This is a genomic window from Chryseobacterium glaciei (assembly GCF_001648155.1).
Classification (GTDB): domain Bacteria; phylum Bacteroidota; class Bacteroidia; order Flavobacteriales; family Weeksellaceae; genus Chryseobacterium; species Chryseobacterium glaciei.
The window spans coordinates 2,242,006-2,264,786 of sequence record NZ_CP015199.1; the positions used below are offsets into that span (position 1 = coordinate 2,242,006).

At 34.0% G+C, this 22,781-nt stretch carries 22 protein-coding genes; 16 read left to right on the forward strand and 6 right to left on the reverse strand.

Features of this window, described 5'->3' with window-relative positions; genetic code table 11:
* Positions 1–23: 23 nt before the first annotated feature.
* Both A0O34_RS10050 and A0O34_RS10055 read right to left on the reverse strand, forming a co-directional pair.
* Positions 24–389, reverse strand: coding sequence for a rhodanese-like domain-containing protein (locus A0O34_RS10050; RefSeq protein ID WP_066754249.1), 366 nt, complete (start codon positions 387–389; stop codon positions 24–26).
* Positions 390–399: 10 nt separating this feature from the next.
* The gene (locus A0O34_RS10055) at positions 400–1,809 is read right to left on the reverse strand and encodes an MBL fold metallo-hydrolase (RefSeq protein ID WP_066754250.1); all 1,410 of its coding nucleotides are present in this window, start codon (positions 1,807–1,809) and stop codon (positions 400–402) included.
* 319 nt (positions 1,810–2,128) lie between these two features.
* Between A0O34_RS10055 and A0O34_RS10060 the strand changes: the two genes are divergently transcribed.
* The 15 genes from A0O34_RS10060 to A0O34_RS10130 all read left to right on the forward strand — a co-directional run bounded on the left by A0O34_RS10060 (position 2,129) and on the right by A0O34_RS10130 (position 19,049).
* Complete coding sequence (locus A0O34_RS10060) at positions 2,129–3,643, forward strand: helicase HerA-like domain-containing protein (RefSeq protein ID WP_066754252.1); 1,515 nt, start codon at positions 2,129–2,131, stop codon at positions 3,641–3,643.
* A gap of 315 nt (positions 3,644–3,958) precedes the next feature.
* Positions 3,959–5,182, forward strand: a complete 1,224-nt coding sequence (locus A0O34_RS10065; protein WP_066754254.1) for a 3'-5' exonuclease — start codon at positions 3,959–3,961, stop codon at positions 5,180–5,182.
* 259 nt (positions 5,183–5,441) lie between these two features.
* Positions 5,442–6,641: a diaminopimelate decarboxylase gene (gene lysA / locus A0O34_RS10070; RefSeq protein ID WP_185097278.1), complete on the forward strand. Its 1,200-nt coding sequence runs from the start codon at positions 5,442–5,444 to the stop codon at positions 6,639–6,641.
* Between the two features lie 199 nt (positions 6,642–6,840).
* Positions 6,841–8,574: a thiamine pyrophosphate-dependent enzyme gene (locus A0O34_RS10075; RefSeq protein WP_066754259.1), complete on the forward strand. Its 1,734-nt coding sequence runs from the start codon at positions 6,841–6,843 to the stop codon at positions 8,572–8,574.
* The gene (locus A0O34_RS10080) at positions 8,574–9,818 is read left to right on the forward strand and encodes an MFS transporter (protein WP_066754261.1); all 1,245 of its coding nucleotides are present in this window, start codon (positions 8,574–8,576) and stop codon (positions 9,816–9,818) included. Before A0O34_RS10075 ends, A0O34_RS10080 begins: the two co-directional genes overlap by 1 nt.
* Positions 9,819–9,914: 96 nt before the next feature.
* On the forward strand, positions 9,915–10,400 hold the full coding sequence (locus A0O34_RS10085; protein WP_066754263.1) for a hypothetical protein: 486 nt from the start codon (positions 9,915–9,917) through the stop codon (positions 10,398–10,400).
* On the forward strand, positions 10,400–10,780 hold the full coding sequence (locus A0O34_RS10090) for an energy transducer TonB (RefSeq protein WP_066754265.1): 381 nt from the start codon (positions 10,400–10,402) through the stop codon (positions 10,778–10,780). Before A0O34_RS10085 ends, A0O34_RS10090 begins: the two co-directional genes overlap by 1 nt.
* Positions 10,773–11,507, forward strand: a complete 735-nt coding sequence (locus A0O34_RS10095) for an energy transducer TonB (RefSeq protein ID WP_157885996.1) — start codon at positions 10,773–10,775, stop codon at positions 11,505–11,507. The genes A0O34_RS10090 and A0O34_RS10095 overlap by 8 nt, the downstream gene beginning before the upstream one ends.
* A gap of 96 nt (positions 11,508–11,603) precedes the next feature.
* Positions 11,604–13,040 (forward strand): tRNA (N6-isopentenyl adenosine(37)-C2)-methylthiotransferase MiaB, encoded by a 1,437-nt coding sequence (miaB, locus tag A0O34_RS10100; RefSeq protein ID WP_066754269.1) that lies wholly within the window; start codon positions 11,604–11,606, stop codon positions 13,038–13,040.
* A gap of 7 nt (positions 13,041–13,047) precedes the next feature.
* Complete coding sequence (locus A0O34_RS10105; protein ID WP_066754271.1) at positions 13,048–13,557, forward strand: hypothetical protein; 510 nt, start codon at positions 13,048–13,050, stop codon at positions 13,555–13,557.
* Positions 13,529–14,332, forward strand: a complete 804-nt coding sequence (locus A0O34_RS10110; protein ID WP_066754273.1) for a tetratricopeptide repeat protein — start codon at positions 13,529–13,531, stop codon at positions 14,330–14,332. Before A0O34_RS10105 ends, A0O34_RS10110 begins: the two co-directional genes overlap by 29 nt.
* A gap of 33 nt (positions 14,333–14,365) precedes the next feature.
* Positions 14,366–15,658, forward strand: coding sequence for a sigma-54 interaction domain-containing protein (locus tag A0O34_RS10115; RefSeq protein WP_066754275.1), 1,293 nt, complete (start codon positions 14,366–14,368; stop codon positions 15,656–15,658).
* A 7-nt stretch (positions 15,659–15,665) separates the two neighbouring features.
* Entirely contained in the window at positions 15,666–16,364 is a 699-nt protein-coding gene (locus tag A0O34_RS10120) for a DUF4013 domain-containing protein (protein WP_066754277.1), read from the forward strand.
* Between the two features lie 8 nt (positions 16,365–16,372).
* Positions 16,373–16,888, forward strand: a complete 516-nt coding sequence (locus A0O34_RS10125; protein ID WP_228394377.1) for an LptE family protein — start codon at positions 16,373–16,375, stop codon at positions 16,886–16,888.
* Position 16,889: 1 nt separating this feature from the next.
* The gene (locus A0O34_RS10130; protein ID WP_066754280.1) at positions 16,890–19,049 is read left to right on the forward strand and encodes a hypothetical protein; all 2,160 of its coding nucleotides are present in this window, start codon (positions 16,890–16,892) and stop codon (positions 19,047–19,049) included.
* A 57-nt stretch (positions 19,050–19,106) separates the two neighbouring features.
* Here the strand turns inward: A0O34_RS10130 and A0O34_RS10135 are convergent, their stop codons facing one another.
* From A0O34_RS10135 to A0O34_RS10150, 4 genes are all read right to left on the reverse strand, one after another.
* Complete coding sequence (locus A0O34_RS10135; protein ID WP_066754283.1) at positions 19,107–19,715, reverse strand: DUF4126 domain-containing protein; 609 nt, start codon at positions 19,713–19,715, stop codon at positions 19,107–19,109.
* A gap of 167 nt (positions 19,716–19,882) precedes the next feature.
* Positions 19,883–20,266: a ribonuclease P protein component gene (gene rnpA, locus A0O34_RS10140; RefSeq protein WP_066754284.1), complete on the reverse strand. Its 384-nt coding sequence runs from the start codon at positions 20,264–20,266 to the stop codon at positions 19,883–19,885.
* 120 nt (positions 20,267–20,386) lie between these two features.
* Positions 20,387–21,112 carry a tRNA threonylcarbamoyladenosine dehydratase gene (locus tag A0O34_RS10145; protein ID WP_066754286.1) on the reverse strand — a complete coding sequence of 242 codons (726 nt, stop codon included), beginning with the start codon at positions 21,110–21,112 and terminating at the stop codon, positions 20,387–20,389.
* Complete coding sequence (locus tag A0O34_RS10150) at positions 21,105–21,731, reverse strand: TatD family hydrolase (protein ID WP_066754288.1); 627 nt, start codon at positions 21,729–21,731, stop codon at positions 21,105–21,107. Before A0O34_RS10150 ends, A0O34_RS10145 begins: the two co-directional genes overlap by 8 nt.
* 355 nt (positions 21,732–22,086) lie before the next feature.
* On the opposite strand from A0O34_RS10150, the gene A0O34_RS10155 reads away from it, so the two are divergent.
* Positions 22,087–22,716: a TetR/AcrR family transcriptional regulator gene (locus A0O34_RS10155; RefSeq protein WP_066754290.1), complete on the forward strand. Its 630-nt coding sequence runs from the start codon at positions 22,087–22,089 to the stop codon at positions 22,714–22,716.
* The last annotated feature ends 65 nt before the right edge of the window (positions 22,717–22,781 follow it).

Genomic DNA, 22,781 nt, shown 5'->3' on the forward strand with positions numbered 1-22,781 from the left:
GTTTTAGTTAAAAGTTTCAATATTTAAAGACTAGAGTCCTGAATGCCTTTTACATTTTTCCAGCTCGTTCCGTCATAAACTTCAACACCGTTTTTCTTTAAGATCTTAACTGCTTCATCAGCTTGTATTCCTTTATTGCAGAAAACAACTACTTTTTTGCCTTTCAGAGATGTAGGATTGTTTATAATATCAGCTAAAGGAACGTTGATTGCGTTGTTTGCCGATCCTCCTGCAAATTGTTCAGGAGTTCTTACATCTACCAAAGTAACATCCGGATTATTGATTATTTTTTTGATACTTGCATTCGAAATATCTGCAGTTGCTGCTGTTTTACATGCAGTTAACGCAAAAATTGATACAAGAATTAATCTGAGAAATTTATTTTTCATATTTAAAATCTTACAATGTTTTTGATTGACAAACGAAGTCTGAAGTTGGAAATTTTTCAGTTTTCTTAATTCCATTATATCCGCCTTCTATTTCAGTGAAGTTTCTGATTCCGTGTGAATTAAGGATGCTTGCTGCGATCATGCTTCTGTAGCCTCCCGCACAATGTAGGAAGAAATGTTCAGAATCATCGATTGTGGTTACCCAATCGCTGATGTTGTCTAATGGTTTGTTGTAAGCATTGTCAATATGTTCTGCAGAGTATTCTCCGAGTTTTCTAACGTCTATTACTTTTGTGTTTTCAGTAAATTGTTCAGCAAATTCGGTAGGTGAAATTCTTGTTACTTCATCAATTTCGTTGTCTGAGTTTTTCCATGAATCAAATCCTCCTTTCAAATATCCTAAAACATTATCAAACCCAACTCTGCTTAATCTTGTGATTACTTCCTCTTCTGTTCCTTCGTCAGAAACCAATAATAAAGGGTGTTTTACATCTACGATTAAAGTCCCAACCCAAGGTGCGAAATCTCCTTTTAATCCAATATTAATAGAATTTGGAATAAAACCTTTCTGGAAATCGGCAGGCCCTCTTGTATCTAAAATTAAAGCGCCTGTTTCTTCTGCAAAGCTTTCGAAATCTTCAACAGAAACAGGGTTTAATCCTTTATCCATAACATCATCAAGACTTTCGTAACCTCCTTTATTTAAAGCCACGTTCATTCCGAAATATTTTGGTGGAGCTGTTAATCCGTCTAAAACCTCTCTGATGAATGATTCTTTATCGGGTTGATTTAATGCGTAATTGGTTTTTCTTTGATTTCCCAAGATGTCAACAGTTTCCTTCTGCATATTCTTTCCGCAAGCCGAACCCGCTCCATGAGCCGGATAAACCGTAATGCTGTCATCTAGTGGAAGTATTTTGCTGTGTAAACTTTCATATAAAATTCCTGCAAGATCTTCTTGAGTAAGATTGGTTGCTTTTTGAGCCAAATCCGGTCTTCCTACATCTCCTAAAAATAAGGTGTCTCCTGTGAAAATTGCAGTTTCAACACCATTTTCATCAATTAAAAGATAGGTTGTGCTTTCCATGGTGTGACCAGGAGTATGTAAGGTCTTTATTTTTACTTTTCCGATCTCGAAGATCTGATTGTCTTCTGCAATAATTGCTTCAAAATCGGGGTTAGCAGTCGGTCCATAAACAATTGGAGCTCCCGTTTTCTTACTTAAATCCAAATGTCCTGAAACAAAATCTGCATGGAAATGGGTCTCAAAAATATATTTTAAAGTTACATTGTCTTTTTCAAGGCGGTCCAAATAGGGTTTAACTTCTCTTAATGGATCTATAATTACAGCTTCATTTTCTGATACTATATAATATGCCCCTTGAGCAAGGCAGCCTGTATATATTTGTTCAACTTTCATCTTATTTCTTTAACAATTTTGTTGTTATTATTCAATCTACAAAAATCGTGTTTTATTTTTTAAAAATGGGATAAAATAAAATATCGATAATAATAGAGTAAATCTATAAAGTTTTATTTAGTCTAATTTATAGAAGGTCTTAAAGGGGGAAATTTATTTTATTTTCAGCTTTAATAAATATTCTCTCTGATTTTCTTTATTAGCATGACTAATTTAAGCAAAATTTATAGAAATTTGAAGCTGAACTAAATCATGAATATTCTTTAGATGATTAAAAGTTTTGTAAAAAATTTTATATTTATAAATTAAAAAAGATCAAATGGCAGATAAAGCGAAATTTATTGAAGAATTAACTCCCAGATATACCCCAAAAGGTGAACATATAATACTAGGAAAAGGAATGCTAGACGGTGAGGTGGTGTCAGAAATTAATGTAACCATTCCTTTAAAAACAATCAACAGACACGGACTTATTGCCGGAGCAACAGGTACCGGTAAAACCAAAACGTTACAGGTTTTTGCAGAACAGCTCTCTCATGCGGGAGTTCCGTCTTTGGTTTTGGATATCAAAGGAGATTTCTCAGGGATTGCAGAAGCGGGACAAATGAATCCGATTATTGAAGAAAGATATGCTAAAACGCAGCTTCCATATAATCCGCAAGCGTTTCCGGTAGAATTGATGACGATTTCGGGTGGAAAAGGAGTGAAATTAAGAGCTACTGTTACTGAATTTGGTCCTGTTTTATTAAGTAAAATTTTAGAATTGAATGATACTCAGCAAAGTATCATGTCAATCGTTTTTAAATATTCTGATGATAAAGGATTGCCTTTGATTGATCTTAATGATTTGAAAAAGGTTCTGCAATATGTTACAGATAACGCACAAGGAAAGGCTGAACTAGCTGCTAATTACGGTTCAATTGCTCCTGCTTCTTTAGGTGCTATTTTGAGGTCAATTGTTGCGTTGGAACAGCAGGGAGCCGCAGATTTCTTTGGTGAACTAAGTTTTGATGTTCATGATTTGCTTGAAACAAGAGATGGAAAAGGCGTTGTAAATATTTTGAGAGTTGCTGATATCCAGAATAAACCGCAGTTGTTCTCTACATTTATGCTTTCTCTTTTTGCTGAAATTTATATGACTTTCCCAGAAGAAGGAGACAGCGGGAAACCGAAATTGGTTTTATTCATTGATGAAGCCCATTTAATGTTTGACGAATCTTCAAAAGCATTGCTTTCGCAAATCGAAACAATGGTGAAACTGATTCGTTCTAAAGGAGTTGGGATTTATTTTATCACTCAGATTCCGGGCGATGTGCCAGAAAGTGTGCTTTCTCAATTAGGGTTAAAAATTCAGCACGCATTGAGAGGTTTTACGGCAAAAGATAAAAAAGAAATATCAAAAGCCGTTGAAAATTATCCGACAACGGAGTTTTACAATGCCTCCAATTTAATTCAAAATCTAGGAATTGGTGAAGCGTTTATTACTGCTTTAGATGAAAAAGGAATTCCTACACCGTTGGTTCATACCTATTTAATTTCTCCGGAATCTAAAATGGATGTTTTAAGTGATTCTGAAGTTTCTGATTTGGTGAATAATTCTAGTTTAGTTGCTAAATATCAAGAAGATATAAATAAAGAATCAGCATACGAAATGTTAACAAGCAGAATGGAACAGGCTACTCAAAATTCTGCTCCAACTCAGAAATCAAGACCTGTAAAGGAAGAACCGGGAATGTTTGAGCAGATTATGAAAAGTAGAGCAGTAAATACGTTTTTCAGTACTTTATTGCGTGAAGGTGCAAAAGCTGTTTTCGGAAAGATTGGAAAAAGATAATAATTATGGGTTGATTTTGTCAATTCCAATATAATTATAGATAGTTTAAATTCAAGATTTACTTTTTTTTGACATAATTTTTGTTAATTTAGCACGACTGCCTCTATTCATCGACAAAAAATAGATGTATTCTTTGTTTGAAAAGTTGATTTCAACAATGAATTTTTACATAATGTGAGGGTGTATCAGGAAGATGAGATAAAATCCTTTTTATTTATGGCATAAGTTATGTACGTAGCTTATTGGGTACTGTAGGGATTTTGGTGGCAGTAATTATTAGTATTAATCATAAAATTAGCTGTATAACAGATTATAATGTATTCAATAATAGATATAGAAAGTAATGGTGCAGGTTACAGGAAAGAATGCATTATAGATATTGCTGTCTACCGTTATGATGGTCAGAAGATTGTCGATCAGTTTATTTCTTTGGTAGATCCTGAAGGAGATATCACGCCTTTTGTTCAGAAATTGACCAATATTACTCCAAAAATGGTCAAAACTGCTCCAAAATTCCATGAAATTGCAAAAAGAGTGATCGAAATTACTCAAAATACAACATTGGTTGGGCATAATATAGATTTCGATTACAGAATGCTTCGCCAATCGTTTGCAAGGCTTGGTTATGATTTCAAAATCAATACTTTAGATACAATTCCTTTAGCTAAAAAACTGATTCCAGATGAGGTAAGTTATTCATTAGGAAAATTGGTGAAATCTTTAGGAATTCCTTTGACAAATCATCACAGAGCGGATGGTGATGCAAGAGCTACATTAGAATTATTCAAACTTTTAGTTTCGAAAGACACTAAAAATGAGATCATTCAGGAACAGCACGAAGAAACAAATGCAAATACTTATATCAATAAGATCAAGCAGTTAACGCAAGATCTTCCGAACGAAAAAGGTTTTGTTTATTTTCAAAACGAAAGCGGGAAAATTATCTTTACCGATTATGTTCAGGATATTAATAAATTCTCGAAGAAAGTTTTTAATTCCAAATCTAAAAGATGGGAAGAAATTCAGACGGGAGTTACACAAATTAATTTTGAACTTACCGGAACAGATATTATTGCCAAGTTGATATTGAATTCAAAAAATATCAAGAAAAGAGAAGTTTATCCTTTCGGACTTTATTTTAGAAATAATAAATATATCGCTGAGAAAAATCAACTGAATAAATCAGAAAGACCAATTCTGAAGTTCAAATCTTTTACTCAAGGTACAAAAGCGGTCCAGTTTATTGGAAGTTTTGAAGAATATACTGATATTAATGTCTTCAAAAAGAAAATAGATTTCAAGAAAAGAAATGAGCTTTGGTTGGGGCAGGGAAGAAAACTAGGCGAAAAATTATTCTTAATTATAGAAAACGGAAAAGCTGTTTCTTACGGTTTTTACGAACTTTTCACCCAAATTCAGACGTTGAGTATGATCTCTAAATTAAAAATAGATCTGCCTCTATCAACCGCAGATTTAAATAATGATTTGCAGTTGGCGTTACTTCGTGGTGACTTTGAAACGCTGCCGTTACCAAAATAAAAGGATGTTTTACAACGTATTAATTCTTATCAAGAAGAGAACGTTTTTCAAACAATTTTCTCGAAATAAAAAAGAATTAGTATTTTTGTAAAAAATAAAACAAAGCAATGCACAATTTTAAACAAAATAAAGCTGGAAAAAAGGGAACTGTAAAGTTCTCTAAGGTTTGGAATGTTTAAAAGAGTTGCCTTGCATAAAAATAATACTTTGGCAGACTCTTTTTAGGAAGAATCTGCCTTTTTTATGCTAAAATAAAATTATGAATTCAAAAGAATTATTAAAGATTGCCAATGAGTTTGGCACACCGGTGTACGTTTACGATGCAGAATCGATTAAAATTCAATACGAGAAACTTACATCTTCTTTTTTAAAACACACAAGGTTCTTCTACGCGGCGAAGGCGCTGACAAACATTAATATCCTTAAGTATGTCAAGAACTTGGGTGCTTCTTTGGATTGTGTATCAATTAATGAAGTAAAGCTTGGTTTAAAAGCAGGATTTACGAAAGAAAAAATATTATTCACGCCAAACTGTGTCGATTTAGCTGAAATTGAAGAAGCAATGACACACGGAGTTCACATTAATATCGATAACATCTCTATTCTTGAGCAATTTGGGAACAAATACGGTAATACTTACCCAATTTTAGTAAGAATCAACCCGCATATTTTCGCGGGAGGAAACTATAAAATCTCAACAGGTCACATCGACAGCAAATTCGGCATTTCAATTCACCAGGTTCGTCACATCGAAAGAGTGATGAAAAGTACAAATCTGAATGTTGAAGGTCTTCACATGCACACGGGAAGTGAAATTAAAGATCCTGACGTTTTCTTACAGGCTTTAGATATCATGTTGGAGCTTTCTGAACATTTCCCGAATCTGAAATATTTGGATATGGGAAGCGGATTCAAAATTCCTTACCAAGACAGTGAAGAGGAAACGGATGTTAAGACATTAGGTAAAAAAGTTGAAAAAGTAATCGCTGAATTCTCTAAATCTACAGGCAAAAAATTCGAACTATGGTTTGAGCCAGGGAAATTCTTGGTCGGAAAAAGTGGATATCTTTTAGTAAAAGCGAATGTAATCAAGCAAACAACAGCAACCGTTTTTGTGGGAGTTAATTCTGGATTTAATCATTTGATTCGTCCAATGTTTTACGATTCTTATCATCAGATTGAAAATTTATCTAATCCAAAAGGTGCAGAAAGAATTTATACCGTAGTTGGAAATATTTGTGAAACAGATACTTTCGCTTGGGACAGAAAATTGAATGAAGTAAGAGAAGGTGACGTTTTGGCTTTCCATAATGCGGGAGCTTACGGTTTTGAAATGAGTTCAAACTTTAATTCAAGATTAAAACCAGCCGAAGTTCTTTTCTTAGACGGAAAAGCACTCTTAATTCGTAAAAGAGATGAATTTGAAGATTTATTGAGAAATCAGATTGAAGTAATCTAAATAATACCAAGAACTCTGTAAGAAATTGCAGAGTTCTTTTTTTTAATATTGATTGAAAAAATTAATCAATTGTTTAACATCAGTTTTAAATTATTGCCTAAATTTGATAGAGGCATAATTCTTTACGGAAGAAAAAGTCTTAATTAATCCATATCCATTCTATATTTTTTCGAATAGAAAACCCACAAAAATATTAATTATGGCTAAAAACATAGCAGAGCAAATTGTTGAAATGCTCGAAAACGCAAATGTAAAAAGAATTTATGCAGTAACGGGCGACAGCCTTAATCACCTCAATATTGCCGTTAAAAAAAGCAGCATCGAATGGATTCATGTAAGGCATGAAGAAGTTGGAGCATACGCCGCTGCCGCCGAAGCCGAACTTGACGGTTTTGCAGTTTGTGCAGGAAGTTGCGGGCCGGGACACGTTCATTTGATCAACGGCGTTTACGAAGCGCATCGTTCTCACGTTCCGATGTTGGTTATTGCTTCAACGATTCCGACCGAAGAAATGGGAATGGATTATTTTCAGGAAACAAATACAATAAAATTATTTGATGATTGTAGCTATTATAATCAAATGATCACAAGACCGGAGCAGGTTCAAAGAACGTTGCAAACAGCAATTCAACATGCAATTTCTAAAAAAGGAGTTGCAGTGATTGGACTTCCGGGCGATGTTTCAGAATTAGATGCTGAAGAAGCAACAACTTCCAATAAAATATTTAAAACAAACCCAATTATTCGTCCTTCTGATGATGAATTGAATGAATTGGCAAGTTTAATTAACGAAAGTGAAAAAGTAACCATCTACTGCGGAATCGGAGCAGAAAATTCCAATGCCGAAGTTGTAGAGTTATCAAAATATTTAAAAGCTCCTGTGGGATATTCTTTTCGTGGAAAAATGGCAATTCAGCCCAATAATCCTAATGAAGTTGGGTTAACCGGGCTTCTAGGACTTCCTTCCGCCTATCACGCGATGCATGAAGCAGATTTGCTGATTCTTTTGGGAACAGATTTTCCTTATCAAAAATTCATGCCTGTTAAAAATAAAATCGTTCAGATTGATGAAAGTCCTGAAAGATTGGGCAGAAGAGCCAAGTTGGAATTGGGTCTGACAGGTGATGTTAAAGAAACCATCAAAGCTTTATTGCCTTTATTAAAAGAAAAAACAGACGCTCATTTCCTGAATCAACAATTGGAATTTTACGAAAAAGTAAAAGAAAGTCAGATGGCTTATGTAAAAGATTCCGGAAAAGAAGATGCTATTCAACCGGAATATGTAGCACATATTCTTGATCAAATCGCAAAAAAAGATGCCATTTTCACTGTAGATACAGGAATGTGCTGTGTTTGGGGAGCAAGATATATTACAGGAACGGGAGAACGTAAAATGCTAGGCTCTTTCAATCATGGTTCAATGGCGAATGCAATGCCGATGGCGATTGGAGCATCTTTAGCTCATCCTGACAAACAAGTTATCGCGATGTGTGGTGATGGTGGATTATCAATGCTTTTGGGAGATATGGCGACTATTTTTCAGTATAAACTTCCGATAAAATTGATTGTTTTCAACAACCGAACGCTCGGAATGGTAAAATTGGAAATGGAAGTCGGCGGAATGCCCGATAACGAAACAGATATGATTAATCCAGACTTTGCAATGGTCGCACAGGCAATGGGATATCCTGGAAAAAACGTTCATAAACCGGAAGAAGTTGTCAACGCAATTATGGAATGTTTAAATCATGACGGACCTTATTTATTAAATATTTTCACAAATCCTAATGCATTGGCGCTACCTCCAAAAATCGAATTCGATCAGGTATTGGGAATGACAAAATCTATGACACAATTAATGCTTGGCGGAAAAATGGAAGAAGCGTTAGATACCGTAAAAAGCAACTATAAACATATTAAAGGATTGTTGTAATGAGTAGTTCTCTAAAGAAATTCTACATTATCGCTTGGGCATTCGGGCTTATTTTTTACTTTTTAGATTATGTGATCAGGTCTGCGCCAGCGGTAATGATTCCACAATTGGTTAATAATTTTAATACGACCGAACTGAAACTCATCAGCATGGTCGGAACGTATTATTACACCTATTCAACCTGTAGTTTGATTGCCGGAATTGCTTTAGATAAATTCGGCGGGAAAAAATCTCTTTTTGTCGGAACTTTAATTTTGGGATTTGGCTGCTTATTATTTTTAATTTCAACTCAGGTCGCCGGAGTTTCGGGAAGATTATTACAAGGTGCAGGTTGTGCTTTTGCTTTTCCGGGCTGTGTTTATTTGGCGAGTAAAGGTTTTTCATCAAAATCTTTGGCTACGGCCATCGGTTTTACGCAATGCATAGGAATGCTGGGCGGAACAGCCGGACAGTTTGTAGTAGGGCCATGGGTTGAAAAAGGAGTTAATATTGATACTTTCTGGTTATGGTCAGGAATTGCCACGATTGTTACGGCTTTCGGATTGTTTTTTGTGATTCCTAATGAAAAGAAATCTGAAAATTCTGAGGAAGCTAAAACTAAACATGTTGGTTATTTAGAACCTTATAAAATTGTTTTTAAAAATCCACAATCTTGGCTTTGTGGGATTGTTTCTGGTCTTTTATTTGCTCCAACAACAATATTTGCGATGACTTGGGCAGTTGCTTTTTTTCAGAAAGATAAACAGTTTATTTTTCATGAAGCAGCGATTACAAGTGCGATGGTTGCTTTTGGATGGGTGTTCGGATGCCCGCTTTTAGGTTTTATTACAGATAAAATTGGACGTAGAAAACCAGTTTTGATTGCTGGTGCAGTTTTAATGATCATCAGTTTATTGCAGTTGATTTACTTACCGGATTTATATCCCGCCAAAATAAGCATGTTCATTCTCGGATTAGGTTCTGGAGCAGCAATGATTCCGTATTCTGTAATTAAAGAAGCGAATCCGGATTATGTAAAAGGAAGCGCAACGGGAGCGATTAATTTTATCACTTTTGGAGTTACCACTTTATTGAGCCCTATTTTCAGCAGATGGTTCGGGAAAAGTTTAGATATTTCTTCCGGCGATTTGCATTTTCAACATTCGATCTTATTTTGGATTGTTGGGATTGTTTTAGCGATTCTTGTTTCATTAATGTTGAAAGAAACAGGAAGCAAAGCTCAGAACCAAGTAATAGTTTCATAATTTTACATTAAAATTTAATTAAATATTTTAATCAGGCTTTACACTTTTGTGTGAAGCTTTTTTTTGATGTAATTTTGCTCTATTAAAAATATATTCATGAAAACCTTAGCATTATTCATCGGGCTTTTTGTGGCAAATTTTGCTTTTGCACAACAAGATGTTGAAGAAAGAGACGATACTTTTACTTCGGAAAGCAATAAGAATCTTTTAAAAATAGATATCAAAGAGCCGTTATTGCAAATTGCGGCGAAAAACTGCAATGATTTTAAAGCTGCAGCTTTTGAAGGGGGAGTATTGGTTTATAAAGAAACATTGAGAAAATATATGTTTGATTATCTCAATTCTGATTTTTATGTCTTAAACGGTGATTTCAATTTTGTATTAACGATCGACCAAACTGGGAAAGTGACCAAAATTGAAGGATCTCCAAAAGTATCCAACAGTGAAGTCTTTTTTGATGACATGAAATATGTGGTGAGAAGAATCAAAAAAAACTGGATTCCTGCATCTTGCAACGGTCAGCCAATAACTTCTCAGGTTAAAATAAAAATGAATCTGTCATCTATTTCAACAGATCTGTAATGAGAAAGTATATTATAATTCTATTTCTTTTCTTTTTTGGTTTCAAAGGTTTTTCGCAGGAAGTAAAAGCTGAATTTCCGGGTGGTGATGGGGCGTTTAAAACAGAATTTATGAATATGGTTCATGCCTACATAGATATTGCGCTGTATGCGATTCAAGGTGAAGTTACTTTTATCTTTAATATTGACGAAAAAGGTAAAACCAACAATCTGGATGTACTTCCAAAGTTTAAAAATAATGAGATGTTCATTGACGATATGAAGTACGCTATGAAAAAAGTAAAAAAGAAATGGACACCCGCCACAAAAGATGGAGTTCCCATTAATTCAAAATATATTTTGAAGGTTAATTTCAGTTCAAACACTTATGATCATGATTAAAAAAATATTTATTCTAATTTTTATTATCTCAATTAAATTACTGTATTCTCAGAATGAGGTTTTAGATGAATATCCTAAAAATGAATATTTTTACGAAGGCGGAGCAGTAAATTTTTACAAAGAAATACATGATTATCTTGAAAATAATAAGTTTTCTGAATGTGATGTTAAGGAAATATATCAGCCAAGAATTATTGTTACAAAAGATGCTGGTGTTAAGTTGGTGCAAGATGATGATACAGAAAATATAAAAAATAACAAATGCGCTTATGATTTGGCAAAGGAAGTTGTCAAAAATTTAAAACACTGGAAGCCTGCAGAAGTAAAAGGAAGGAAAATAGGAGCTTTGACAGAGTTTATTTTTTATCCAAAGGATCTAATGAGTAATTATAGGGAAAATTATAAAGCAGATAACTTTGTAACACATGCGCAATATCCTGATGGAAATAAAGTTTTTTCGAAAGAGTTTCATGATAATTTCATGGTTCTTTTTGAGGATTATCATATCAATGGTGATATTAATTTAGAGTTTTATATTGATAAAAATGGGCATATTGTAAATCCTAGAATCTACCCTGTAATTTTCGATAGAAAATTTAATATAGATTTTTTAAGAACTCTTTCACGATTAAAAAAAACTTGGAAACCAGCTTTATATTCTAATATTCCAATTAAAGAGAGGATTGGTATGCCTTTAAATTTTTCAATAACTTTTCTACAAAGATAACCCTGCCATTCTGGCACAATATTTTGTATCTTTGCAAACTAAACTATTTTTAGCATTGATATAAAACCCAATTTCTAAAATTTAATTTCTACAAAAGTGCAGGAAAAATATATAGACGAAACCAAGCAGGGAGAAGCTTTTGCGATTGCTGAAAGAGATGGGAATTCTAAAAAATTATTTTTAGAGAGCTATGGTTGTCAGATGAATTTCTCTGATTCTGAGATCGTTGCTTCTATTCTTAATGATCAGGGATACAATACCACTCTAAAAGTAGAAGAAGCAGATCTTATCCTTTTAAATACATGTTCGATTCGTGAGAAAGCGGAGCAAACGGTGAGAATGCGTCTTGCTCAGTTCAAAAAACTGAAAAAAGAAAAACCCAACATGACGGTTGGTGTTTTGGGCTGCATGGCGGAGAGATTAAAAACCAAGTTTTTAGAAGAAGAACAATTGGTTGATCTTGTGGTTGGCCCTGATGCTTACAGAGATTTACCTAATCTTTTAAAAGAAACCGAAGACGGAAGAGATGCCATCAATGTAATTCTTTCTAAGGAAGAAACCTATGCAGATATAAACCCGGTTCGTTTGGGCGGAAATGGTGTTACAGCTTTCGTTACGATTACGAGAGGTTGTGATAATATGTGTACATTCTGTGTCGTTCCATTTACGAGAGGTAGAGAAAGAAGTCGTGATCCGCACTCAATTCTTGAAGAATGTAAAGGTCTTTGGGATAATGGATATAAAGAAATTACGCTTTTAGGACAAAACGTAGACTCTTACCTTTGGTATGGAGGTGGACCTAAAAAAGATTTTGCCAAAGCATCTGAAATGCAGAAAGCTACAGCCGTTGATTTTGCACATTTGCTTGATCTTGTAGCTAAAGCAGTTCCTAATATGAGAATCAGATTCTCAACATCTAATCCTCAGGATATGAATTTGGATGTGTTCAGAATTATGGCGAAACACGACAATGTTTGCAATTACGTTCACCTTCCCGTTCAAAGCGGAAGCAACAGAATGTTGGAAGCAATGAACAGACAGCATACTCGTGAAGAATATTTAGAATTAATTAATAAAGCGAAAGAAATTGTTCCGGATATTTCTTTTTCTCAGGATATGATCATTGGTTTCTGCGGCGAAACGGAAGAAGATCATCAAGATACTTTAAGCCTGATGAAAGAAGTGGAATATGACTACGGTTATATGTTCTCTTATTCAGAAAGACCGGGAACTCCTGCTCACAAGAAGATGGAAGACGATGTTCCGGCTGAGGTTAAACAAAGACGTCTGGCGGAAGTGATTGATTTACAGAGAGAATTGTCCAGACAAAGAATGGAAGGATATGTTGGACGTGTTCATCGTATTTTGATCGAAGGTGTTTCAAGAAAGAATGAAAAGCAATGGAAAGGAAGAAATTCTCAAAATGCCGTTTGCGTATTTGATATGCTTGAAGGACAAAAATTGGGTGACATTGTGGATGTTTTCGTTTTTGGGAATACGCAAGGCACACTTTTAGGGGAAACGGTTGTATAAACTGCGAATGAAAAACTTCCTATTCATATTATTTTTATTTCCACTGCTTACAAGTTGTCAGACAGAAAAAGCTGTCGTTTCAAAATATTCTGCTCACGTAGGTGATATTACCTTTGATGAGAAAATTGATGATCCTAAGTTTAAAAGATGTTTAAGCGAAGATTTTGGAATTCAATACTATAATGATTCTCAAGGATTTCAATATAAAGGAGAGAAAATTTCAATAGAAGAAAAATTAAAATCTTTAAATATTGAAGGAGATAAAAAACTAAAAGGATATATAACGGTTAGGTTTTTAGTAAATTGTGACGGAAAATCAGGGTTATTCAGGGTTCAGCAGATGAATCAAGAATACAAAGAAACGGATGCTGATAAAGAGTTAACAGATCAGCTTCTTATTTTTACTAAAAATTTAAATGGCTGGATTCCAAAGAAATTAGATGGAAAAAAAGTAGACTATTACCAATATTTAACGTATAAAATTGAAAATGGAAAAGTTTCAGAAATATTGCCTTAGTCTTTTAATTCTTGTTGTTTATACTAATTTACAATCTCAAGTTAACTGCAACACGATAGTTGGTGAAGATTGTAAAAAAGCTTGTGAAGTTTATAATTTTTTAGAATCACAGGGCCAAGGATATAAAGAATCACAGCAAGGATTTGACAAAGCCATAAAGCTTTGTCCTACTTTTTCCAATGCTTATAAAGAAAAAGCAGTTCCTTATTTGAAACGAGGAGAGTTTATTACTTGGAAAATTCTTATTGATAAAGCCGTTGATTTAGATCCTAAAATGCATTTAGGATACAGAGGGTGGTGTAAATATCAATTTCTTAGAGATTATAAGGGAGCAATTGCTGATATTGAGGCTTTAGAAAAATTTTATCCAGTAGGATATTTAGGATATTCTGCAAATGGAGATTACGAATTGCACATTGCAAAAGCCATTTGTTATTCTGCGTTAGGAGAAAAAGAAAAAGCAATATCTATTATAGAGAGTCAATTGGCGAAAAAAGATCACAATGTTGGTTTTTATGATTACTACCAACTTGGTGTTACTTATTTTGAGACTGGAAAATATGATAAAGCTCTAGAAAATTTTGAAAGACAAAGCAAAGAGAATGACTTTGCAGAAAATATATATTTTAAAAGTAAAGTTTCAAAAATTAGAAACAAAGATTATTTGGATTTAAAAAGGTTAGCATTGAAAACCTATGATGAGGGTAAAACCATGGAAGATGGCTATACTCATCATTTTAACAAAATTTACAGAAAACAAATTGAAGAACTGTAAATAGAATTTAAATCAATAATCAAAAATTTACTTATGAGTAACGACTTACAAAATATAAAGAACCGCTTCGGAATTATCGGAAATTTTCCGGCTCTCAACCGTGCTTTAGAAAAATCTATTCAGGTAGCACCAACGGATATTTCCGTGTTGGTGATCGGTGAAAGTGGAGTGGGGAAAGAATTTATCCCGAAAATCATTCATTCAGAATCCAAAAGAAAACATCAGCCTTATATTGTTGTAAACTGTGGAGCAATTCCGGAAGGAACCATCGATTCCGAATTATTCGGACACGAAAAAGGAGCTTTTACAGGGGCAACAGGTACCAGAAAAGGTTATTTTGAAGTAGCAGACGGCGGAACGATTTTCCTTGATGAGGTTGGTGAACTTCCCTTACAGACGCAGGTTCGTCTTTTAAGAGTGCTGGAAAGTGGTGAATTTATGAAAGTGGGTTCTTCACAGGTTCAAAAAACGAACGTAAGAATTGTCGCAGCTACCAACGTCAACATGATGAAGGCAATTCATGACGGAAGATTCCGTGAAGATTTGTTTTATCGTTTAAATACGGTACAAATAGATATGCCGCCTTTGAGAGAAAGAAAAGGAGATATTCATTTGTTATTCAGAAAGTTTGCCATCGATTTTGCCGAAAAATACAGAATGCCGGAATTGGAATTAGAACCAAACGCCGTTCATTATGTTGAAAATTATACTTTTCCGGGAAATGTTCGTCAGTTAAGAAACCTGGTTGAACAAATGACCGTGGTAGAGCGTGACAGAAGCGTAACGGTAGAAAAATTATCAGAATATATCCCAATGGAGACCCATTTGCCAATGGTGGTAAATGCTCCTAACAATCAGAAACAGAATGATTTCGGAAGCGAAAGAGAAATTATGTATAAAATTCTCTTCGATATGCGTAATGATATTAATGATTTAAAATCCTTAACTTCGGAACTGATAAAGAACAGAGGAACAGCAGATCTTAGCAATCAGGAAAAGAATCTGATCAGCAGAATTTATACTCCTGAGCCTCAGCAGGCAGCACCGGCAAGTTCTTTATTGTATTTTGAAAATAATAATAATCCAACTGTTCAGACGCCGACCATTATATCAAATACTGATAATGATGACAGCTATGAAGATTTTGAAGACATTGAAATTGAGGAAAATAAACCTGAATCTCTGTCACTTCAAAACAATGAAAAAGATTTGATTATCAAAGCGTTGGATAAGCATAAAGGACGCAGGAACAAAGCGGCCGATGAGTTGGGAATTTCACAAAGAACTTTATACAGAAAAATAAAACAATATAACCTAGAAGACTAAACTAACCATGGATTTTGACTTAATTATTAAAAGAGGATACAATTTTAACATCGGAAAATACGTTTCAGACGGATTTGAACTTTTCAAAAAAGATATTGGAGGATTTATAGTGGCCACAATTCTTGCAATTGTAATGAGTATAATTCCTTTTTGCGGATTATTGGCATTAGGAAATTTTTATAAAATTTGCAGAAAAGTAGATGCAGGAGAAAAAGTTCAGGCCGGTGATATTTTTGATTTTACAGATTTTTGGGTGTATTTCAAATTTATGATTTTGCTTTTTGTGGCAATTTTCATATTGATGATTCCTATTCAAGTGTCTATGGTTCCAATGATTATGGCAGCAAAATATGGTGACGGTACAGGCGATGTCGGGACAGCATTATTTGCAAGCGGAATGGGAGTTTGGATGATCCTTTTTATATTGCTGATATTTGCATTTGCAATTTCTTTTTACTTTGTACAGCCGTTGATTTCGATTTACAGAGTGCAAAGTGTAAGAAAAGCGTATTCACTTTCTTGGAAAATTGCTAAGAAAAACTTCTTTATGATATTGGTTTTCAGCCTTGTTGTTGGAGTAATTTCAGAATTAGGAATCATAGCTTGCGGAATCGGGATACTTTTTACTGCGCCAATCGGGATCTGTATTAAATATGTCAGCTTTAAAGATATTTTAGAAACGCAAAATCAAAAGCAGGGTTTATGATAAGTAAAATGAAAATTATATTTGGATTTGTAATTCTTACATTGTTTCAGCAGTGTTATTCTTTTACGGGTTCATCTTTAACGGACGAAAAAACGGTACAGATCAATGAATTTCCGAATAATGCTGCCTTGGTGAATCCTGCCTTGTCACAGCAGTTTTCAACGGATATTCAGAACAGATTTTTACAAAGAACGACGTTAAAAGGAACCAAAGAAAATCCTGATATTTTGATCGAAGGAGAAATCTCAGATTATTCTATAACACCGACTACGATTGGGTCAAATTCTACGACCAATCAAACGACGGGAGGAATTGTTCAGGATTCTCAAAATAAATTAACAATCACAGTGAAAGTACATTATGAAAACAAAGTCCATCCGGATTCAAGTTTCGACAGGACCTATTCTGATGAAGCGGTTTTCAACAGTAACTTATCACAATCAGATATAGAGGCTTCACAGGTGAAGATTGCAACAGATAGAATCATTAACAAGATATTTAACGATATTGTAGCGAATTGGTAAAATGAATCCAAGAGTTTTAGAATTATTAAAGAACCCCAAAAATATACAGTCAGAAGATCTTAATCTTTTGAAAGAGGAGATCAATTCTTTTCCTTATATTCAAAATATCAGAGCATTACATCTGTATGGGATTCATCTTTATGATAAAGAAAATTATCAGAAAGAGCTTTCTACAACGGCTGCTTATACAACGGATAAGAAAATTCTTTATCAGTTGATTAACGGTAAAATTAAGCAAAAGCCAAAACCCGAAATTATTGAAGAGCAAAAGCCTTTGGTTTCTGCAAATACTTTCAAATATATTTATAAAAGCAGCAGTTTTCCTATTAAAAGAGAGGAAAAAGAGCAACAACAGATCATCAAGGAAGAGCAAGCCGAACAGATCGTTAAAGATAAAAAGCACGAGGAAGCATTTCTTCTTCAGGCTCAAATCATACCGGAAATTAAGCATCTTCATGTAGATGGTGAAAGAAACCGCATCCTGTTTGAAGGTGAAGAAAACTTTCTTAATGACGATACTTTGGAAACAATTGATTTGGAATCTACTTTAGAGTCAGGATCTATTGTTACTCAAAAAGCTGAAAAGAAAGAAGTAGAAGAGGTGATTGATGAAGTTGAAGATATTCAGGAAGAACCAATTTCTGAGGAAGTTCAGCAAGAAAATCCTGTTGAAGAAATTTCAGAATTTACTCCAGAAACAATCATTAATGAAGAGAAAGTAGATTCAATAGCAGAGGAAGAAAAAATTGATGATGAAGCTGATGTCAGCTACCATGAAATAGAACCTTCTTTAACTGAAAGTGAGCTTAAAGAAGATCATTTAGTTGAAGAAAACGATGCGGTTTCTTTTGAAAATGAAGAACTTAATGAAGTTGAAGCTAAAATAGAATTTACTCCCGAAGAAATCATCAATGAAGAAGAAATTACTTCAGAAAGTGAAACAGAAAAGGTAAATAATGATGCTGAATTAAGTTTCCACGGAACAGATTCTTTCCTTCCTGACGTTAAAATTCAATCCAATACTGTTGAAGAAACTGTAAGCGAAGAAATTCCTCAGCCAAACATCAACAAACATGAAGATGAAATGCGACGCTTGATTGAAGAGGTTGAGAAAAAAATGAAAACGGTAAAGGTTTCTTCTGAACAAAAAGAAACTGAACCTGAAATTTCAGGACATGAAATAAGTTTTGCAGAAACTCAAAGTTTTAATGTTGAAGAACCTGCAAAAGAGAAAATTGAAGAAAAAACTGAGGAAGAGAAACCTGAATTAGTTGAAAATAAACCTGAAGAGGTTGAACCAGTTGAAGAAACTGTAAACGAAGAACTTCCAGAAGAAAAACCTGTCGCAGAAGCTCCACAAGAAGTTAAATCCGCATGGAAACCAATGAGCCTTGAGTCTCACGTTCCGGATTCTTTACTTAATAAATCAACAGAAACTCCTCAGCCAAAAGTTGAAGAGGTAAAAGAAGAAGCTCCAAAACAGGAAGAAATTGTACCTCAGGCAGAAGAAGTAGAGCTTCCTAAAGAAAATTCAGAGGAAATCGAAGCTATTGAAGAGCCTGTTGTCGAACGAAAAATTAAAAGACCTGAAACTGTAGAAGAAGACGAGGAAGAGGAAGAAGCTCCGGCTTTAAATGTTTCTTTCTTTAATTCAGATATTATTTCAAGCTGGGCAGTTGATGCCAATAAAGCTAAAGAAGAGCAGCAAAAGGAAAAAGAGGAGATCGTAGAAATTCCTGCCGAAAAGATAAATCCTATAGACAGCAATGTTCCCGGATTTATCAATACATGGCAAAGCTGGTTGAAAATCGACAGACCATCTGATGAAACAGAAGAAACTGTAGAAGATGTTGAGCCGATAGAAGAAGCAGAACCTGTAGATAAAGTAAAAACTGAAATTAAAAATAAGGTTATTGAATCTTTCATAGAAAATAACCCTAAAATTTCTCAGCTAAAAGATGAAGTTAATTTCGTTGTGAAAGAAAAAACGGATGATATTTCACATCTAATGACAGAAACTCTGGCGACTCTGTATTTCGAACAAAAATTGTACACAAAAGCGATCAAAGCTTTCAATATATTAATAACCAAACATCCTGAAAAGAAAGAATATTTTGAAGGAAAAATTCAAGAAATCAAGGATATTCGAGGGAAAAACTAAGGTTTAAAAAAAGAAAATATAAAAAATGCTGAGTCCTAAAGATTCAGCATTTTTGTTTTATGTATTATTGACGACATTTTTCTTACTTCTCAATTTTCGCCATGCCTTTCGTCCGTAAACGACAACGAGAATAACTAAAATTATAGCGAAGATTCCGGCCAAAATAGGCATTGCCATTGCTAAAACAGTCATAATTCCCGCTCCTGCTGTTTCTGTAGTTCCAACAACTGAATTTCCGAGTCCGCCTGTGGTGGCTGTAGAAGCTGCCCGAAGTCCTGCAAACCCCGAACTTATGGTTGCTGCTGTTCCTCCTCCCGCGATCAAAGCCAAAGCCCATTGCGGAAAAGTTCCCAAATCTGCGAACTGACTCGCAAACAAAACAGATCCGGCAACAGTCGCCATCGGAACAGAGATCGTATCCAATAAATGATCGATGAACGGAATATAATAAGCGAGGATCTCAGCTACCGTAGCAATTCCGGTTGTGATAAGTGTCGGAAGGCCGGAAAGCCATTCAAAGTTCTCATTCGTCGGAATCCAATGCAGATATGAAGCCAGACTTACCGCAAACATCGGAAGAAAAACTCTGAAGCCGGTCGCAGCAGCCAGTCCGATACCGATAAATGCACTCAGAACATAAGGTAAAAAGGGAATATGATCTAACATTTTAATTTTCAGATTAATTGTTTCCCATAAAGTTACAAAAAGTATGCAAAGATTTTAATGAATTTTTAATTCTCAGCGAATCATATTTAAGCACAAGAAAGTACCACACAATCATCTGTGCAAATCTGAGTAATCTGTGGGATAAAAAAGTTAAATTAAAATGGAATTTAAGCCTTTTTCTGAGGCTGATTAGACTGACAAAGCTTAATAAACTGCGCTTCCACATCCTGAAATTTCGCAGGCATTTCAGGCGAAACCCAAAACATCATCGCAATCGTTTTTTCACCAAAAGCTTCCCTGAAAAGATCTTTATTCAAACGATAACATTCTCGTAATAATCTCTTTACGCGATTTCTGTGAACTGCTTTCTTGAAATATCTTTTAGAAACAGAAACTCCAATTTTTAAAGCTTCTACAGGTAAAGTAGGTTTATCTTTTAGAATAATAATTCTCAAATTTCCAAAGGTTCTCCATTTACCTTTTTCAAAAAGTAAAGTGATCTCATTGTCTTTTTTGAGTTTTTCGGCTCTGGGATATTTGAAATTTGTCATTTACAGGGTGTAAATATAGTCTTATTTTGAATTTTTCTCACAGATTTCACAAATTCTCACAGAGAAAAATAAAACATAAACATCCGTGTTGATCCGTGAAATCTGTGAGAAAATAAATTTTTAATCTTTTTTCAATAAATGGTTAATAACCTCCGAAGCAGTATAGAGTCCAAAAATCGCAGGCATATAACTTATCGTTCCATAAAAAGATCTTTTAAAATTAGTTCCGTCTGTCATTTTCAGGCTTTCTTCATCTTGAATATCGTTTGAAAAAACGCAACGAACGCCTTTATCAATTTTCTCTTTTTTTAATCTTTTTCTTACCTGCCTTGCAAGATGGCAATGCTCAGTTTTGCTGATGTCTCTTACCATTACCTTGCTTGGATCGGTCTTCCCTCCAGCTCCCATTGAGCTTACAATTTTTATTTTTCTTCTTTTTGCAGCAATGATTAAACAAAGTTTTGGCGTTACACTGTCGATACAATCTAAAACATAATCAAATTTTGCAGAGTCCAGGACTTCATCCATTCTTTCCGGATTTAGAAACTCATTGATTTTGGTTAAATTAAGTGTAGGATTAATATCTAAAAGTCTTTCTGCAACAACCTCTACTTTATGTTTTCCTATTGTTGAATGTAAAGCTGGTAACTGTCTGTTAATGTTTGTAATATCTACCGTGTCACCATCTACGATCGTCATAGTTCCGACTCCCGCTCTTGCCAGAAATTCTGCCGCAAACGAGCCAACTCCGCCTAATCCGACAACCAGAACAGTCGCTTTATTCAATCTTTCCAAACCTTCTTCTTTGATGAGAAGTTCCGTTCTCTCCAACCAGTTTTTATCCATTTTTTATCGTCTCTAAATTTTCTACAATTTGTTCGTTCAGTTTTTCCAAAGAAATCCCCTTGAGTTCTGAAGTTTTTTGATATAAATCTTCAATGTTAAAATCTTCATTATCAGTTTCTAAAAAGATTTTGTCTAAAGGGGTAATTTTCAGAATATTTTGCAAAGATAAATTATACAAAACCGCTTTTCCAAAACTCAAATAAAAATTATTTTTAAGCAGGTCTTCGGCAATGCTTTGTTTTTTATTAAAACCATGAATGATCATTGCCTGTTCAGCCTTTTTTTTGAAGGAAATCACTTCGTAAAATTTTCTTACACAATGAATAATCAAAGGTTTTTTTACTTCATTTGAAATTTTTATCTGTCTTAGAAAAATGTCTTCCTGAATTTTTTGATCGATTTCAACAAAAGAATCCAGTCCGCATTCTCCGATTGCAAAACAATTTTCATTGATGTTTGATTGTAACCAATCAATTTGATTATCAATTGATTCAATATTAATGTCTTGAGGGTGAATCCCAATAGAATACAGCGAATCTGGCGGAATATTATTTAAATCTAAATTATAAATTCCGTAGGTCACATTTTTCTTATGATGATGAAAATCAAAAAAATCCATGTACAAAAATACTAACTATTTATCTGTTGTGTATTTTGAGTCTTTGTATTTCGAAAATAAGTGAAACGCCTTTGTTTATCTTAGTTTAAAGGTTTTAAAATCAATTCTTTGTATTTCTTTGCATTTAATAATCGCAAGGTTAAACAAAGAACTTTTGAAGTAGAATAATTTTTGATAGAGATAAACAAAGCCATTTCATTTAAAAAAGTAAAACAAAAATATGTGTTTAATTATCAGCTAATTAAGACTGTTTTAAAATGGACAACATGTTAGCGATTTAGAATTAATATAAAATTCTTAAACGAACGTTTATAAATATGTTAAAAATTTCTTAACTTTACTCAAACTACACTTCATGAAGAAAAAATTTACGGAAAAACAAATCCATATTTTAGACATCGCCGAAGAGCTGATTGCGAAAAAAGGATATGAAGGAACGTCGGTGAGGGATATCTGTTCCAAAGCCAGTATTAATGTCGCAATGATCTCTTATTATTTCGGTTCTAAGGAGAAAATGATGTCTTATCTCTATCAGTACAGAGTTCTAAAGACAAGGGAAAATTTTTCGGAATTTGCAGATACGATCAAAGATGGCAAACCGGAAATGCAGATGAAGGAAATTATTAAATATATTGTCTCTCAATTATTTAAATATAATTATTTTCACGGATTTGTTACACAGGAACTTCGACATACAGAAAATTTAAAGGATGAACTTCTCGATTTTTATCAGTTATTCGTTAAAAAACTGGACGAAGTCATAAAAAAAGGAGTTACGTCCGGAGTTTTCACATTTACTCCAAAACCGGAGGATATTTTGACCACAATTATAGGTTCTACATTGTTTGTAATTCGTAATAAAAACTTTTATGAGCTCTATGTTCCGAGTAAAAACGAAGAAGCTTACAGTAAAGAAGCCGAAAAAAAGGTAAGAATGAATCTTTTGATGAGTATTTTTGCAATTTTGGGATACGCTGCAGACTAAAATTACGTTAAATATTCATAAAAAAAAATCTATTGACAAAAAAGTTATATTTTTGCAAATTAATA